The sequence below is a fragment of the Stenotrophomonas sp. PS02298 genome, assembly GCF_029959445.1.
In the GTDB taxonomy this organism is placed as follows: domain Bacteria; phylum Pseudomonadota; class Gammaproteobacteria; order Xanthomonadales; family Xanthomonadaceae; genus Stenotrophomonas.
In genome coordinates this window covers 1-14,252 of the sequence record NZ_JASCOR010000118.1, presented here as the reverse complement: position 1 = coordinate 14,252, position 14,252 = coordinate 1, and the positions used below count along the sequence as shown (strand labels likewise).

Sequence of the window (14,252 nt, the reverse complement as noted above, 5' to 3'; positions counted from 1 at the left end):
CAAGTAGCACTGCGCCGAGCCATGCTCGGCACAGGCATTATCGGGAGGACTCCTGCCGAGCATGGCTCGGCACTACAGCGCGACCATCCGGCACTCACTCGCCACACCCCACAGTCGCGCAGCGCCATTGCACGCACCACGCGCGACAACCCCAAAGAGAAACTCAAAGAGACTGCAAGTAAAAACCTGCAGACACAAAAAAGCCCCGATAAAGGGGCTTTTTTGAAACTGGCGGAGTGAGAGGGATTCGAACCCTCGATAGAGCTTTTAACCCTATACTCCCTTAGCAGGGGAGCCCCTTCAGCCACTCGGGCATCACTCCGTTTCTCTTGCCCCGCTGCGTGTATTCCTAAGCGGGGCGCGAAGAATAACGTTAAACGAGGTGAAAGGTAAACCCCTTATTCGGAAGTTTCTTCACTTCCGGGAGTTGCAGGCTCATCGCCACGCTGGATACGCTGAAAAATCTCCTCGCGATGGACAGCAACGTCCTTCGGCGCGGTGATACCGATACGTACCTGGTTGCCCTTGACGCCGAGCACGGTCACGCTGACCGAGTCGCCGATCATCAAGGTTTCGCCTACTCGGCGAGTCAGGATCAACATTGTGTAAATCTCCATGGAACCGGTGGGTTTCCCACCGGCATTGGCGCGCTTCGAGCTATGCGCCCCACGACAAAGGGGAAAAGACTCCCAATGTTACCGTCAGGGCGCGAACACCTTCAAGGTGCGTGACTTGTCACATTCAGGCCAGATGTGGCTTGACCCAGGCCAGGACGCCCTCAAGGGCCTCCACAAGCTTGGGACCATCCTCACCGCCACCCTGGGCCATGTCCGGACGACCACCGCCCTTGCCGCCGATCTGGGCCGCAACGTGGGCCAGCAGCTCGCCCGCCTTGACCTTGCCCAGCGCCGCACCATTCACGCCCGCCACAAGGGCGGCCTTGCCGTCCTGCACACCGGCCAGCACGATGATGGCGTCGCCCAGCTGCTGCTTCAGGCGATCCATCGCGTCGCGCAGCGCCTTGGCATCAAAACCTTCCAGACGCACCGCCAGCACCTTCACGCCGGCCACATCGATCGCCGAGCCGCCGAGATCAGCAGTGGCACCAGAGGCAACCTTGGCCTTGAGGGCTTCCAGTTCGCGCTCCAGCTTCTTCTGGCGCTCACCCAGCTGGCGGATCTTGTCGACCACGTCGCCAGCACTGCCGCCGAGCAGCTGTGCAGCTTCGTGCAGGCGCGCCTCCTCGTCAGCCACATAGTCCAGCGCACCCTGCCCGGTCACCGCCTCGATACGACGCACGCCCGAGGACACACCGCCCTCGGAGGTGATCTTGAACAGGCCGATATCGCCGGTCCGCGAAACATGGGTGCCGCCGCACAGCTCGGTGGAGTACTCGCCCATCTTCAGCACGCGCACGTTCTCGCCGTACTTCTCGCCGAACAGTGCCATCGCACCGAAATCCAGCGCTTCCTGCATGCCCATGTTGTGCACTTCGGCAGCGTTGTTGGCACGTACCTGTTCGTTGACCTTGCGCTCGATGACCGCCAGCTCTTCGGCAGTGATCGGCTGGAAGTGCGAGAAGTCGAAACGCAGGCGATCCGGCGCCACCAGCGAGCCCTTCTGCTGCACGTGGGTGCCCAGCACTTCGCGCAGGGCTGCGTGTAACAGATGGGTAGCCGAGTGATTGAGGATGGTGGCGCTGCGACGCGCGGCATCAACCGCACCGGCCAGCACATCACCGATCTTCAACGTGCCCTGCTCCAGCTTGCCGACATGGCCGTGGAACTGCCCGGCGAACTTCTGCGTGTCGCCCACCGCCAGCGTGACGCCACTGGCCGACAGCACGCCGGTATCGCCGACCTGACCGCCAGACTCGGCGTAGAACGGGGTCTGCGCGGTGAACACGATGACTTCATCGCCCGCCTGCACGGCGTCGACCGAACGACCGTCCTTGATCAGCGCGACAACCTTCAGACCATCGGCCTGCAGGCGGTCGTAGCCGAGGAACACCGTCGGGCTGAGGCTGGCAACGAGTTCGGCAGAAAGCGTCACGCCACCGCCGAACTTGCCGGCCGCACGCGCGGTTTCACGCTGGTGCTCCATCGAGGCATCAAAGCCGGCCATGTCCACGGTCATGCCGCGTTCGCGGGCGATGTCCGCGGTCAGGTCGACCGGGAAGCCGTAGGTGTCATACAGACGGAACGCGTCGACGCCCGGAATGACGCCATCGCTGACCTTGGCAGCAACGTCATCGAAGATCTTCATGCCCGAATCGAGGGTTTCAGCGAAACGCTCTTCTTCAGCCAGCAGTGCGCGCACGACGGTGTCGGCCTGCGCGGGCAGTTCCGGGTAGGCCTCGCCCATCTGTTCGATCAGGGTCGGCACCAGCTTGTTGAAGAACGGCTGGCGCACGCCCAGCATCCAGCCATGGCGCAGGGCGCGGCGGATGATGCGGCGCAGGACGTAGCCACGGCCCTCGTTGGACGGCAGCACGCCATCGACGATCAGGAAGGAACAGGCGCGGATGTGGTCGGCGATGACCCGCAGCGACTTGTTCTCCAGATCGGCCATGCCAGTCAGCTCGGACGCCTTGCGGATCAGCGCCTGAAACAGATCGATCTCGTAGTTGGTGTGCACGTGCTGCAGGATCGCAGCCAGGCGCTCCAGGCCCATGCCGGTGTCCACGCACGGCGCCGGCAGCGGCTGCAGCGAGCCGTCTGGCTGGCGGTCGAACTGCATGAACACCAGGTTCCAGATTTCGATGAAGCGGTCGCCATCTTCATCCGGCGAACCCGGCGGACCACCTGCGATGTGGTCGCCGTGGTCATAGAAGATCTCGGTGCAGGGACCGCAGGGACCGGTATCGGCCATCTGCCAGAAATTGTCCGACGCGAACGGCGCACCCTTGTTGTCACCGATGCGCACGATGCGCGATTCCGGGATGCCGATCATGTCGCGCCACAGCGCGTAGGCCTCGTCATCGGTCTGGTAAACAGTGACCAACAGGCGATCGGCCGGCAGCTTCCAGACCTGGGTCAGCAGCTCCCATGCCCAGGCAATGGCGTCCTTCTTGAAGTAATCGCCGAACGACCAGTTGCCCAGCATTTCGAAGAAGGTGTGGTGGCGCGCGGTGTAACCGACCTGGTCCAGATCGTTGTGCTTGCCGCCAGCACGCAGGCAGCGCTGGACGTCGGCTGCGCGCACATAGCTGCGCTTTTCCGCGCCCAGGAACACGTCCTTGAACTGGACCATGCCCGAGTTGGTGAACAGCAGGGTCGGGTCATTGCCCGGCACCAAGGGTGCCGACGGCACGATGGTGTGGCCTTTGCCCTTGAAGAATTCGAGGAAGTCAGCGCGGATCTGGGAGGTAGTAAATTTGGCAGGTGTATTCATGGGGACTGGCGGTAAGCTGGCAAGCGGGTCCCGGCAGCCTTTGCGGGCGCGGGAATTCGGGACAACCGAAACCCTGAAAGGGTATCAGGCCCAGCCCGCCCAGTCCTGTTCAGTCCTCTGGATCGTAGCGGCTGGCCTGGCGGATGCAGTTGCCGTCAAAGCCTCGCCGGGCCAATAGATCCGCGGCTTTGCGCCGTTGCGCCAGATCTTCCGGGCCACTGGCACCAAAACGGCGGCATACCAGGTCGCGGGCGTTTTCAGTCCAATCGCCCTCAAACGACGCCATCGCGGCCTCGATCTGTTCGCTGTCCAGCCCATGGGTGCCAAGCTCCGCGCGGATATGCAGCGGCCCATAGCCGCCAGCTGCGCGGTTGCGGACCAACGATTGGGCAAAACGGGTGTCGTCCTGCCAGCCATCCTCGGCCAGCTTGGCCACCGCGGCATCCACCGCTTCCGGGTCCACGCCGCGCGACTTGAGCTTGCGACCGAGCTCCTTGCGCGAGTGCTCGCGCCTGACCAGCAGGCCCAGTGCACGTTGCAGCGGCGTCTGCTGGCGACCGCGCTTGGTTTTGCCCGCAGGCTGGTCATCCATCTCGGTCATCACGCCACCACACTCGTTTCAGCCAGGCACGTTCCAGCCCGACTTGATTCCGGCGAGCCCGATTCCTCCAAGCCCAGCCAGAGGCAATACCCAACCCCGCGCCATCCCTGCCGCGGGGTCTTCATGGACAAAATGCCGCAGGAGCGGACGACGTCACTGACGATGCGCCGCCCGCCCCCGCGGGAAACTCACTCCTCGCCGTCTTCGTCGTCGCCTTCTTCGCGCGCCGCTTCGGTGGGTTGGAACTTCTCGCGCAGCTCGGCCTCGAGGCGGGCTGCAACCTGCGGGTTATCACGCAGATAGCCGCGGGCGTTGTCCTTGCCCTGGCCGATGCGTTCCTCGCCGTAGCTGTACCAGGCACCGGCCTTGTCGACCAGCTTGGCATCCACGCCCATGTCGATCAGCTCGCCTTCGCGGGAGATGCCTTCGCCATAGAGGATTTCGGTGATGACCTGCTTGAACGGAGGCGCCAACTTGTTCTTGACGACCTTGATCTTGGTCTGGTTGCCGATGATCTCGTCGCCCTTCTTGATCGCACCGATACGGCGGATGTCCAGGCGCACCGAGGCGTAGAACTTCAGCGCGTTACCACCGGTGGTGGTTTCCGGGCTCTGGCCCGGCATCATCACGCCGATCTTCATGCGCAACTGGTTGATGAAGATGACCAGCGTATTGGAGCGCTTGATGTTGCCGGTCAGCTTGCGCAGCGCCTGGCTCATCAGGCGGGCCTGCAGGCCCGGCAGCTGATCGCCCATTTCGCCTTCGATTTCAGCACGCGGGGTCAGCGCAGCGACCGAGTCGACCACCACGATGTCGACCGAGCCCGAACGCACCAGCATGTCGGCGATTTCCAGCGCCTGCTCACCGGTGTCCGGCTGCGACAGCAGCAGGTCGTCTACATTGACGCCCAGCTTGGCGGCGTAGATCGGGTCCAGTGCGTGCTCGGCGTCGATGAAGGCAGCGGTGCCGCCCAGCTTCTGGCATTCGGCAATCGCCTGCAGGGTCAGGGTGGTCTTGCCGGAGGATTCCGGGCCGTAGATCTCGACCACACGACCCTTGGGCAGGCCACCGATGCCCAGCGCGATATCCAGCATCAACGAGCCCGTGGGGATGATCTCGACGGGCTCGACAACGCGGTCGCCCATACGCATCACCGAGCCTTTGCCGAACTGCTTTTCGATCTGACTCAGTGCGGCGGTAAGTGCGCGCTTCTTGTTCTCGTCCATCGTGTTCGTCCTCGGGGTTGATTTCGTTGATTTCGTCATGGGGTCCACTGTAGGGGTGTCGTATCGCACAGGCTGAGACTGCAACCGAGACGACAAAATTATTTGGCCGACAAGGATACCGACAGCAGCCCAAACGCCCGCCCTACGTAAGGAAAACAGTCAGTTGCGGCTGCGAAATGCGCAGATTCGGTTTCCGCAGCACTCAAGTCCGCGAGCATCGAACCTGCAGATTTCAGCGGTTTGGCCTCAGCAGGCCGCAATACAGCCCCTCGATGGAGAAATCCTGGTCGGGCAGGACTTCGATCGGTGCGTAGTCGGGGTTGCGTGGTAGCAGTCGGATCCGGTCCTTGGCGATCTTCAGCAGCTTGACCGTGATTTCGTCGTCGATGCGCGCCACCACGATCTGCCCAGAGGTCGCATCGCGGGTGCGGTGCACACCGATCAGGTCACCATTGAAAATGCCTTCGTCGATCATCGAGTCGCCCTGCACTTTCAGCAGGTAATCCGGCGCCGGCGAGAAGAACACCTTGTCCAGCACCACGTAGTCATCCGAACCGATGTCGGCACCGATCGGCAGGCCAGCAGCAACCCGGCCCAGGATCGGCAGGCGCAGCACATCGTCGTTGGCGGCCTGCGCAGGCACCTGCGACTCCGCATCGCCCTCGCCTTCCTGGCGCACCAGGCGGATGCCGCGCGCACGGCCGGGGACGCGCTCGATGGCGCCGGCCGCTTCCAGGGCATCCAGGTGGTATTGGGCCGAGCGCACACCCTTGAAACCAAAGGCGCGGGCGATCTCGGTCTGCGATGGCGGCATGCCCTCGGCTTCGATGCGCTCAGCGATCAAGTCGAGGATGGCCTGCTGGGTGTCGGTGAGGTTCATGGTTAGTAGTATTACTACTAACAAAAAGATCTGCAAGCCCCTCGACGAAGATCAGTGGTGGCGACCGCTGCGCCAGATCGAGAACAGTATCCACACCCCGCAGATGCCTGCACCCACGAAGCCGCACAGGCCCAGCGCCAGGAACCAGCGGCTGGAAAGCCCACCTACGCTGTGCATCACGATCGACGAGCCAATGATCAAGGCAGCAGTAATGACGCCAACTACCAAGCGGTTGGCGGCGCGGTTCACCTGGTCGCCGAAGCCCTGCAGCGCAGTGGTTTCCACGCGCAGCTTCAGCTGCCCGCGCCGCGCTGCCTGCACCAGCCGGCGCAGATCACGTGGCAACTCTCCTGCGAGATCCAACATCCCCTGCAGGCTGCGACGGCCACGCTTGAGCAGCGCCTTGGGCGCATAGCGCTGCAGCACCACCCGCTCCAGGAATGGGCGCGCCGCACTGGCCATGTCGAAGTCCGGATCCAGTTGCCGGCCCATGCCTTCCAGGGTCAGGAAGGCCTTGATCATCAGCGCCAGGTCGGCCGGCAAGGTCAGGCTGTAGCTGCGCAGCAACTGGGTGATGTCGCCAAGCATCAGGCCGATGCGCAGGTCCTTCAGCGGCACGCCGCGGTATTGATCGACGAATTGGCTGATGTCCTGTTGCAGGCGACCTTCGTCCACCTCCACGCCGCCGGCCCAGTCCAGCAGTACGTCGGCAACCACCTGCGGCTCCTGCTCGACCAGCCCGTGCAGCAGCTGCGCGACCTGGAAACGACGCGTTTCGGACAGCGCACCAACCATGCCGAAGTCGATCACGCCGATACGGCCGTCGCGCATGTAGAAAATATTGCCGGGATGCGGGTCGGCATGGAAATAGCCGTCTTCCAGCACCATTTTCAGCACGATATCGGCGCCACGCCGGGCCAGCGCTGCACGATCCAGACCAGCGTCGTCGACGGCCTCCAGCTTGCGGCCGGGAATGCCATCAACGAAGTCCTGCACGTTGAGGCTTTCGCAGGTCCATTGCCAGTGCACGCCGGGAATCAGGATGTCATCACGGCCATCGAAGTTGCGTGCGATGCGCTCGGAATTGCGGCATTCGGCGGCGAAATCCATCTCGCTGCGCAGCGACTGGGTGAACTGTTGCACCACTTCCGCCGGCCGATAGCGGCGCAGATCCGGCAGTCGCGCCTCGACGATCTCAGCCAACCGCGCCAGCAGCCGGAGGTCCGCTTCAACCACATCGCGGATGCCGGGCCTGCGGACTTTCAGTACCACTTCGCGGCCGTCGTGCAGACGCGCGCGATGCGCCTGCGCCAAGGAGGCGGCAGCCATCGGGGTTTCATCCAGGAAGGCGAACACCTGCGCTGGCGGCGCGCCCAGATCGGCCTCCAGCTGCTCGCGGATCGCGGCATAGGGCAGCGCGGGCACTGCGTTCTGCAGCTCGGACAGCTCGGCGATCCACTCCGGCGGCAACAGGTCCACGCGCGTGGCCAGTACCTGGCCAAGCTTGACGAAGGTCGGCCCCAGTTCCTGCATCGCACTGCGCACGCGCACCGGCGCGGTCATCCGCAGCATCTGCTGGCTGTCGTTCCAACGCACCAGCCGACCCGCGCGCTCCAGCACCGAGGCCAGCCCGGTCCGGCGCACTACGTCGCCGAAACCATAGCGGATCAGAACTGCGGCTATTTCCTGCAAGCGGCCCAGATCACGGACCGTGCCCAGTGTTTCCCACATCGCGACTCATCCCGGTTGCTGGCCGGGCCAGCATGTCATAGATGGTCGTGGATGCCGCGCAATGCTGCATCCACGGTTTGCCTGCGTACCGCATCACGGTCGCCATCGAACTGGAACAACTGCGCGCGCGCATAGCCGCCGCGGCGCTTCCAGCCAATCCAGACGCTGCCGACCGGCTTGTCCGGACTGCCGCCGCCGGGGCCGGCGATGCCGGTCACCGCCACCGCCACACCTGCGCCGGAATTGATCAGCGCGCCGGCCACCATTTCCAGCACGGTTTCGCGACTGACCGCACCAAACTGCTCCAAGGTCTGCGCGCGGACGCCGAGCAGGCGCTGCTTGGCTTCATAGCTGTAGACCACCATGCCGCAGTCGAAGAACGCAGAGGAGCCGGCGATATCGGTCATGCTCTTGGCGATCCAGCCGCCACTGCAGCTCTCCGCGGTCACCAGCTGCAGCGAGGCCTGCTGCAGGCGCTCGCCGAGTGCGGCGGCCAGGGCATTGAGGTCGGCATCGGTTGGATTGGACATTGCGGTAAAGGGGGCTGGGAGGAGAACCCTTACGTTTTACCGCAGATGAGACCATCGTGTCAGGGCACAGCCCAGTTGCGGGAGTTGTAGGAGCGGCGTAAGCCGCGAAGCTGATGATGCTGAAGTGGCTGGCAGCTGTGCCATCTGATGACGCATCTGCTTCGCGGCTGACGCCGCTCCTACAAAACAAAACAGCCGGCACGAGGCCGGCTGTCTCTTCCCGCCCGAATCACCATTCAGGCAGTTTTTCCGGCAGCAAAGGCCGGATCACCGCGCCGTCTTCGCTCGCCGCCAGCTTCTCGGCTTCGGCAATCGGGATATCCACGTCAATCAGCCAACCTTCTTCATCAGCCTGCTCACTGCGGATGACCTCCAACTGGTGCAGGCGTGCGCGCAGGCGGCCAGCACTTGGCGGCAGACGGATCTGGCCAGTGACATGCTGCAGGCCCAGACGCTTGCCCAACACCGATTGCAGCAGTTCCAGCCCACGGCCATCACGCGCGGAAACCCATACCCGCTCGCGCCGTGATTCATCCGGCACGCCATCCTGCGCGTCGTGGCGCACTTCAGCACCTTCGATGCGATCGATCTTGTTGAACACCAGCAGCTGCGGCAGGTCACCCGCACCGACGGCCTCCAATACTTCATCGACCTGGGCGATACGTTCCTCGCGCAGCGGATCAGCGGCGTCGACCAGATGCAGCAGGAAATCAGCCTCACGCGCTTCGGACAAGGTAGAGCGGAACGCCGCCACCAGGTCATGTGGCAGGTCGCGCACGAAACCGACGGTGTCGGCCAGCATCGCATTGCCACCGGGCAAGGTGATGCGCCGCACGGTGGGGTCAAGCGTCGCAAACAGCAGGTCTGCGGCGTAGGCACCGGCGCCGGTCAAGGCATTGAACAAGGTGGACTTGCCGGCATTGGTGTAGCCGACCAAGGCGATACGCGGCATTTCGCTGCGCACGCGCGCGCGACGCATCTGGGTGCGCTGCACCTCGACCTTCTCCAGCCGCTTCTGCAGCTGCTCCACCCGCTTCTGCAGCAGGCGGCGGTCGGTTTCCAGCTGGGTTTCACCCGGGCCACGCAGGCCGATGGAACCGCCGCGCTGGCGCTCAAGGTGGGTCCAGCCGCGGACCAGCCGCGTGGCGATATGCCGCAGCTGGGCAAGCTCCACCTGCAACTTGCCTTCATGGCTGTGCGCACGCTGGGCGAAGATATCCAGGATCAGGCCAGTACGATCAATGACCCGCCGTTCCAGGTAGCGCTCAAGATTGCGCTCCTGCACCGGACTGAGTTGATGGTTGACCAGCACCAGATCCGCGCCAGTGGCATCGGCCGCAGCCTTCACCTCTTCCAGCTTGCCGCTGCCGATCAGCGTGGAGGGGTTCGGCCTGTCCATGCGCGCAGTGATGGTCGCGGCAACACTTGCCCCGGCCGAGCGCGCCAGATCGGTGAATTCCTCCAGTACATCTTCTTCCAGCCGGCCAACATGCGGCTGGATCAACAGCGCATGTTCGCCCTTTTTAGAGCGGTCAAACATGCGCCGCCACCTGCTTATTCGTTGTCGTTGTCGATATCGTCATCAGCTGCCTGACTTCCGTCGCCCGATTGCACATAGCCGCCACCCGGCCCCACGCGCACATTGCGCGCCGGCACCACGGTGGAAATGGCGTGCTTGTAGACCATCTGGCTGACGGTATTGCGCAGGAGCACCACGAACTGGTCGAACGACTCGATCGTGCCCTGCAATTTGATGCCATTTACCAGGTAGACCGAAACCGGCACGCGCTCGCGGCGCAACGCATTCAGAAACGGATCCTGCAAAGACTGCCCCTTGGACATCGTCTACTCCTCGTTATTGTTTTTATGGACCGGACCGATGGCGGCATCCCCTGCCCGTCCGGAACCCTGATGGTACACCGCCGCGCGCTCGCTCAGCCTTGCAGAAAGCGGGAAACCGCGTTCTGCACACCGGACATGTCCCGAACCGGGTCGAACCAGCGGGCATCCAGCTCGCCGCGCAGCCAGGTGAGCTGACGCTTGGCCAGCTGGCGGGTGGCGAACACCCCCTTGTCGCGGAACTCGGCGGACGTGCCCAGCCCGTCCAGGTATTGCCAGGCCTGCCGGTAACCGACCGCGCGTACCGCCGGCAGGTCCAAGGGTGCGGCCACCGCTGCCATCTGTGGCAAGGCCCGCAACGCCCGCACTTCCTCCAGGAAACCACGCTCCAGCATCAGGTCGAAGCGCCGCTCGATGCGCTGATGCAGTACCGCACGGTCGGCCGGAGCCAGCACCAGCTTCAGCACCCGCGCGGGCAGGCGCGCGATGCCTGGCAGGCCTTGCCAATAGCTGATCGGCTTGCCGGTCAGCCGGTACACCTCCAGCGCCCGCTGGATGCGTTGCGGGTCGGTGGCATGGATGCGCGCCGCTGCGACCGGGTCGACTTGCGCCAACTGTGCATGCAGGGCCGGCCAGCCACATATCTCGGCCTCGGCAGCAATCGCTACGCGTATCACCGGATCGGCTTCCGGCATCGGCGACAACCCCTGCAGCAATGCACGGAAATACAGCCCGGTACCGCCAGCCAGGATCGGCAACTTGCCGCGCGCAACGATGTCACGCACGGCCTCGGTGGCGTCAGTGGAGAACTCGGCCGCCGAATAGGTCTGCCAGGGGTCGCGCAGGTCCAGCAGGTGATGGCGGATGCCATCCTGCTCGGCGGCGTCAGGCTTGGCCGCGCCAATGTCCAGGCCACGGTAGACCAGCGCCGAATCGACGCTGACGATCTCACCGTCATAGGCTTTGGCCAGCGCGATGGCCGCGGCCGTCTTGCCCGAGGCGGTCGGCCCCATCAGGGCGATGGCCAAGGGGCGTTGATCGACGCCCATCAATCCTCGTCCGGCCAGCGTGGCATGGCAGGTTTGTCGGCGCGTGGCGCCGGCACTGCATCGAACGCGGCCAGCACCTTGAGTGCATCAACCGTCGCGGCCACGTCGTGCACACGCACCATCATCGCTCCCTTCTGCACCGCCAGCAGATGCGCGGCCAGCGAACCGGCCACGCGCTCGGCAGCCACCGCCCGCCCGGTGACATCACCAATGCAGCGCTTGCGCGAGAAGCCTGCCAGCACGGGCACGCCCAGATCATTCAAGCGATCCTGCGCCGCCAGCAAGGCAAAGTTCTGCGCGGTGTCCTTGTTGAACCCGTAGCCCGGATCAAGCAGCAGGCGCTTGCGTCCGATACCAGCCATTTCCGCGGAGAAAACGCGCTCGGCGAGGAATCGCTGCACATCACCAGCTATATCAACATAGGCCTGGGCGAGGCCTGCATCGTAAGGGCCGCCTGCTGCGTGCATCAGCACCACTGCTGCCCTGGATGCAGCCACCACCTCCAGCGCGCCAGGCTGCCGCAATGCCTGCACGTCATTGATCATGTGGGCGCCTGCCGCCAGCGCGGCGCGCATCACTTCCGGCTTGAAGGTATCCACACTCAGCGGCACGGCGACCCGTGGAAGCAAAGCCTCGATTACCGGCACGACGCGGTCAATCTCCTCCTGCACCGACACGGGGCTTGCACCCGGACGGGTGGATTCACCACCGATGTCCAGCAGATGCGCCCCCTGCTCGACCAGCGCCAAGGCATGCGCGACGGCAGCAGCGGTGTCTGCATGCTGGCCACCGTCGGAAAACGAATCCGGGGTGACGTTGACGATGCCCATCACCTGCGGCCGATCCAGCCGCAGCGTACGGTCGCCACATTCCAGGGTGGGGAAAACATCAAACATGGGCGCTCCGGCGGACTGCAACAGCGCCTAGTTTAAGCCACCGCAACGGCGCGCCAGCGAAGCCGGCGGCACACTCTCGACCAACAGATGACAGCACAATGCCAGCGATCAGTCCTTGTTACGGGCGCGGATACGGCTACCAATCAGGCTCAGGATCACGCCCAGCACCACGCCGATGAAGATACCGGCGAGGAAGTTGTTGGTCTTCACCCCGAAACCGACACCTGCCACGGTGGCGATGATCATCTCCGGCACGTTGGCCGAGGGTGCCTTGGGCGGCGGCGTGGAATCATTCATGGGACACAACCAGGGAAAACCAAAGTGCCGCTATTCTCGCCCAGCACGACGGCTGGCGCATAAAAAACGGGCCGGAAAACCGGCCCGTTCTGTTTGCATTGATGCTGCTGTCGGCTCAGTGCTGGCCGGCAGGATCGGTGATCGGCGTCACCGGCTGCGGGGCATCGCCGCCCTTGCCGTCGTCGGCACGGTCGTTGTTGCCGCCCTTGTCCACCCAACCTGCGGGCGGCGACGGCTTGCGACCTTCCATGATCGCCTTGACCTGCTCGGCGTCGATGGTTTCCCAGTCCAGCAGCGCAGCGGTCATTGCCTCCACGATCTGGCGCTTCTCGTCCAGGATCCGGTAAGCAACGTTGTACTGCTCGTCGAGGATGCGACGGATCTCCGCGTCCACCTTCTGCTGGGTGGCCTCGGAAATGGTCTTGCTGTGCATGCCATAGCCGCCTTCTTCATCGGCGTAGACCATGATGCCCAGCACATCGGACATGCCGTACTTGGTGACCATGGCTCGGGCCAGCTTGGTCGCACGCTCGAAGTCGTTGGAGGCGCCAGTCGACATCTCGCCGACGAAGATCTCCTCGGCGATGCGGCCGCCGAACAGGATCGCCAGCTCTTCGAGCATGCGCTCCTTGTACTTGCTGATGTGGTCGTGCTCCGGCAGCTGCCAGGTCAGGCCCAGCGCCCAACCGCGCGGCATGATGGTGACCTTGTGCACCGGGTCGGCCTTGGGCAGCGACATCGCGACAACAGCGTGGCCGGACTCGTGATAAGCGGTGTTACGACGCTCTTCCTCACGCATCACCATGCTGCGGCGCTCAGGACCCATGTAGATCTTGTCCTTGGCGTCCTCGAAGTCCTTCATGTCGACTTCCTGCTTGTTGCGACGAGCCGCAAACAGGGCGCCTTCATTGATCAGGTTGGCCAGATCGGCACCGGAGAAGCCCGGGGTACCGCGCGCCAGCACTTCCGGACGCACGTCATCGGCGGCTGGCACCTTGCGCAGGTGCACGCGCAGGATCTGCTCACGGCCCTTGATGTCCGGCAGACCGACCATGACCTGGCGGTCAAAACGGCCCGGACGCAGCAGCGCCTTGTCCAGCACGTCCGGACGGTTGGTGGCAGCGATCACGATCACGCCTTCGCCGCCTTCAAAGCCGTCCATCTCGACCAGCATCTGGTTCAGGGTCTGCTCGCGCTCGTCGTGGCCACCGCCGGTGCCGGAGCCGCGGTGACGGCCAACGGCATCGATTTCGTCGATGAAGATGATGCACGGCGCATGCTTCTTGGCCTGCTCGAACATGTCGCGCACGCGGCTGGCGCCGACGCCGACGAACATCTCGACGAAGTCCGAACCGGAGATCGCGAAGAACGGGACCTTGGCCTCGCCCGCAATGGCGCGGGCAAGCAAGGTCTTGCCGGTACCCGGCGGCCCCACCATCAGCACGCCGCGCGGGATCTTGCCGCCCAGCTTGGTGAACCTGGAGGGATCACGCAGGAACTCGACCAGCTCGCCAACTTCTTCCTTGGCTTCGTCGCAGCCCGCAACGTCGGCAAAGGTGACCTTGATCTGGTCTTCGCCCTGCAGCTTGGCGCGGGATTTACCGAAGGACATCGCGCCCTTGGCACCGCCGCCACCGCCCTGCATCTGGCGCATCATGAAGATCCAGAAGCCGATCAGCAGCAGGATCGGCAGGAACTGCAGCACGATGCCCCAGAAACTCGGGCCAGCCGGTTCCTGACGGGCAACTTCAACGTTCTTGGAATACAGCTGGTCCAGCAGCTTCGGGTCGGCCGGTGCGTACAACGCACC

General features: G+C 64.0%; 14 protein-coding genes and 1 tRNA gene. 1 reads left to right on the top strand and 14 read right to left on the bottom strand.

Translation table 11 applies throughout. The features are described from left to right. The coding region (locus QMX78_RS15630) for a hypothetical protein (RefSeq protein WP_282271208.1) at positions 1–240 on the top strand (240 nt) is incomplete at its 5' end. Here QMX78_RS15630 and QMX78_RS15625 read toward each other — a convergent pair. From QMX78_RS15625 to ftsH, 14 genes are all read right to left on the bottom strand, one after another. Continuing rightward, a tRNA-Ser gene (locus QMX78_RS15625) sits at positions 230–322 on the bottom strand. The two genes, QMX78_RS15630 and QMX78_RS15625, sit on opposite strands and share 11 nt — an antisense overlap. Before the next feature lie 76 nt (positions 323–398). Continuing rightward, entirely contained in the window at positions 399–602 is a 204-nt protein-coding gene (gene csrA / locus QMX78_RS15620; protein ID WP_057628248.1) for a carbon storage regulator CsrA, read from the bottom strand. Positions 603–741: 139 nt separating this feature from the next. Further along, a complete protein-coding gene (alaS, locus tag QMX78_RS15615) occupies positions 742–3,393 on the bottom strand; it encodes an alanine--tRNA ligase (RefSeq protein ID WP_282271205.1) in 2,652 nt (883 codons plus the stop codon). A 109-nt stretch (positions 3,394–3,502) separates the two neighbouring features. Continuing rightward, entirely contained in the window at positions 3,503–3,985 is a 483-nt protein-coding gene (gene recX, locus QMX78_RS15610) for a recombination regulator RecX (protein WP_282271210.1), read from the bottom strand. A gap of 197 nt (positions 3,986–4,182) precedes the next feature. Further along, positions 4,183–5,220 carry a recombinase RecA gene (gene recA, locus QMX78_RS15605; RefSeq protein WP_282271203.1) on the bottom strand — a complete coding sequence of 346 codons (1,038 nt, stop codon included), beginning with the start codon at positions 5,218–5,220 and terminating at the stop codon, positions 4,183–4,185. A gap of 232 nt (positions 5,221–5,452) precedes the next feature. Beyond that, entirely contained in the window at positions 5,453–6,100 is a 648-nt protein-coding gene (gene lexA, locus QMX78_RS15600; RefSeq protein ID WP_282271201.1) for a transcriptional repressor LexA, read from the bottom strand. Between the two features lie 51 nt (positions 6,101–6,151). Beyond that, the gene (gene ubiB, locus QMX78_RS15595) at positions 6,152–7,831 is read right to left on the bottom strand and encodes a 2-polyprenylphenol 6-hydroxylase (RefSeq protein WP_282271199.1); all 1,680 of its coding nucleotides are present in this window, start codon (positions 7,829–7,831) and stop codon (positions 6,152–6,154) included. Between the two features lie 35 nt (positions 7,832–7,866). Beyond that, on the bottom strand, positions 7,867–8,361 hold the full coding sequence (locus QMX78_RS15590) for a nicotinamide-nucleotide amidohydrolase family protein (RefSeq protein ID WP_282271197.1): 495 nt from the start codon (positions 8,359–8,361) through the stop codon (positions 7,867–7,869). A 229-nt stretch (positions 8,362–8,590) separates the two neighbouring features. Further along, on the bottom strand, positions 8,591–9,901 hold the full coding sequence (gene hflX / locus QMX78_RS15585) for a ribosome rescue GTPase HflX (RefSeq protein WP_282271180.1): 1,311 nt from the start codon (positions 9,899–9,901) through the stop codon (positions 8,591–8,593). A 14-nt stretch (positions 9,902–9,915) separates the two neighbouring features. Next, complete coding sequence (gene hfq / locus QMX78_RS15580) at positions 9,916–10,203, bottom strand: RNA chaperone Hfq (protein WP_282271171.1); 288 nt, start codon at positions 10,201–10,203, stop codon at positions 9,916–9,918. 92 nt (positions 10,204–10,295) lie between these two features. After that, complete coding sequence (miaA, locus tag QMX78_RS15575; RefSeq protein WP_282271169.1) at positions 10,296–11,249, bottom strand: tRNA (adenosine(37)-N6)-dimethylallyltransferase MiaA; 954 nt, start codon at positions 11,247–11,249, stop codon at positions 10,296–10,298. Beyond that, a complete protein-coding gene (gene folP / locus QMX78_RS15570; protein WP_282271168.1) occupies positions 11,249–12,145 on the bottom strand; it encodes a dihydropteroate synthase in 897 nt (298 codons plus the stop codon). Before folP ends, miaA begins: the two co-directional genes overlap by 1 nt. Before the next feature lie 108 nt (positions 12,146–12,253). Next, entirely contained in the window at positions 12,254–12,442 is a 189-nt protein-coding gene (locus tag QMX78_RS15565) for a hypothetical protein (protein ID WP_282271167.1), read from the bottom strand. Between the two features lie 115 nt (positions 12,443–12,557). Continuing rightward, positions 12,558–14,252: ATP-dependent zinc metalloprotease FtsH (ftsH, locus tag QMX78_RS15560; RefSeq protein WP_282271164.1), on the bottom strand; the 1,695-nt coding region annotated here is incomplete at its 5' end.

Excerpts from the sequence above, each read along its gene's own strand:
- ubiB (WP_282271199.1), bottom strand. The coding sequence starts at position 7,831 with ATGTGGGAAACACTGGGCACGGTCCGTGATCTGGGCCGCTTGCAGGAA.
- csrA (WP_057628248.1), bottom strand. The coding sequence starts at position 602 with ATGTTGATCCTGACTCGCCGAGTAGGCGAAACCTTGATGATCGGCGAC.
- QMX78_RS15565 (WP_282271167.1), bottom strand. The coding sequence starts at position 12,442 with ATGAATGATTCCACGCCGCCGCCCAAGGCACCCTCGGCCAACGTGCCG.
- miaA (WP_282271169.1), bottom strand. The coding sequence starts at position 11,249 with ATGGGCGTCGATCAACGCCCCTTGGCCATCGCCCTGATGGGGCCGACC.
- QMX78_RS15590 (WP_282271197.1), bottom strand. The coding sequence starts at position 8,361 with ATGTCCAATCCAACCGATGCCGACCTCAATGCCCTGGCCGCCGCACTC.
- hflX (WP_282271180.1), bottom strand. The coding sequence starts at position 9,901 with ATGTTTGACCGCTCTAAAAAGGGCGAACATGCGCTGTTGATCCAGCCG.
- hfq (WP_282271171.1), bottom strand. The coding sequence starts at position 10,203 with ATGTCCAAGGGGCAGTCTTTGCAGGATCCGTTTCTGAATGCGTTGCGC.
- alaS (WP_282271205.1), bottom strand. The coding sequence starts at position 3,393 with ATGAATACACCTGCCAAATTTACTACCTCCCAGATCCGCGCTGACTTC.
- folP (WP_282271168.1), bottom strand. The coding sequence starts at position 12,145 with ATGTTTGATGTTTTCCCCACCCTGGAATGTGGCGACCGTACGCTGCGG.
- recX (WP_282271210.1), bottom strand. The coding sequence starts at position 3,985 with ATGGATGACCAGCCTGCGGGCAAAACCAAGCGCGGTCGCCAGCAGACG.
- lexA (WP_282271201.1), bottom strand. The coding sequence starts at position 6,100 with ATGAACCTCACCGACACCCAGCAGGCCATCCTCGACTTGATCGCTGAG.
- recA (WP_282271203.1), bottom strand. The coding sequence starts at position 5,220 with ATGGACGAGAACAAGAAGCGCGCACTTACCGCCGCACTGAGTCAGATC.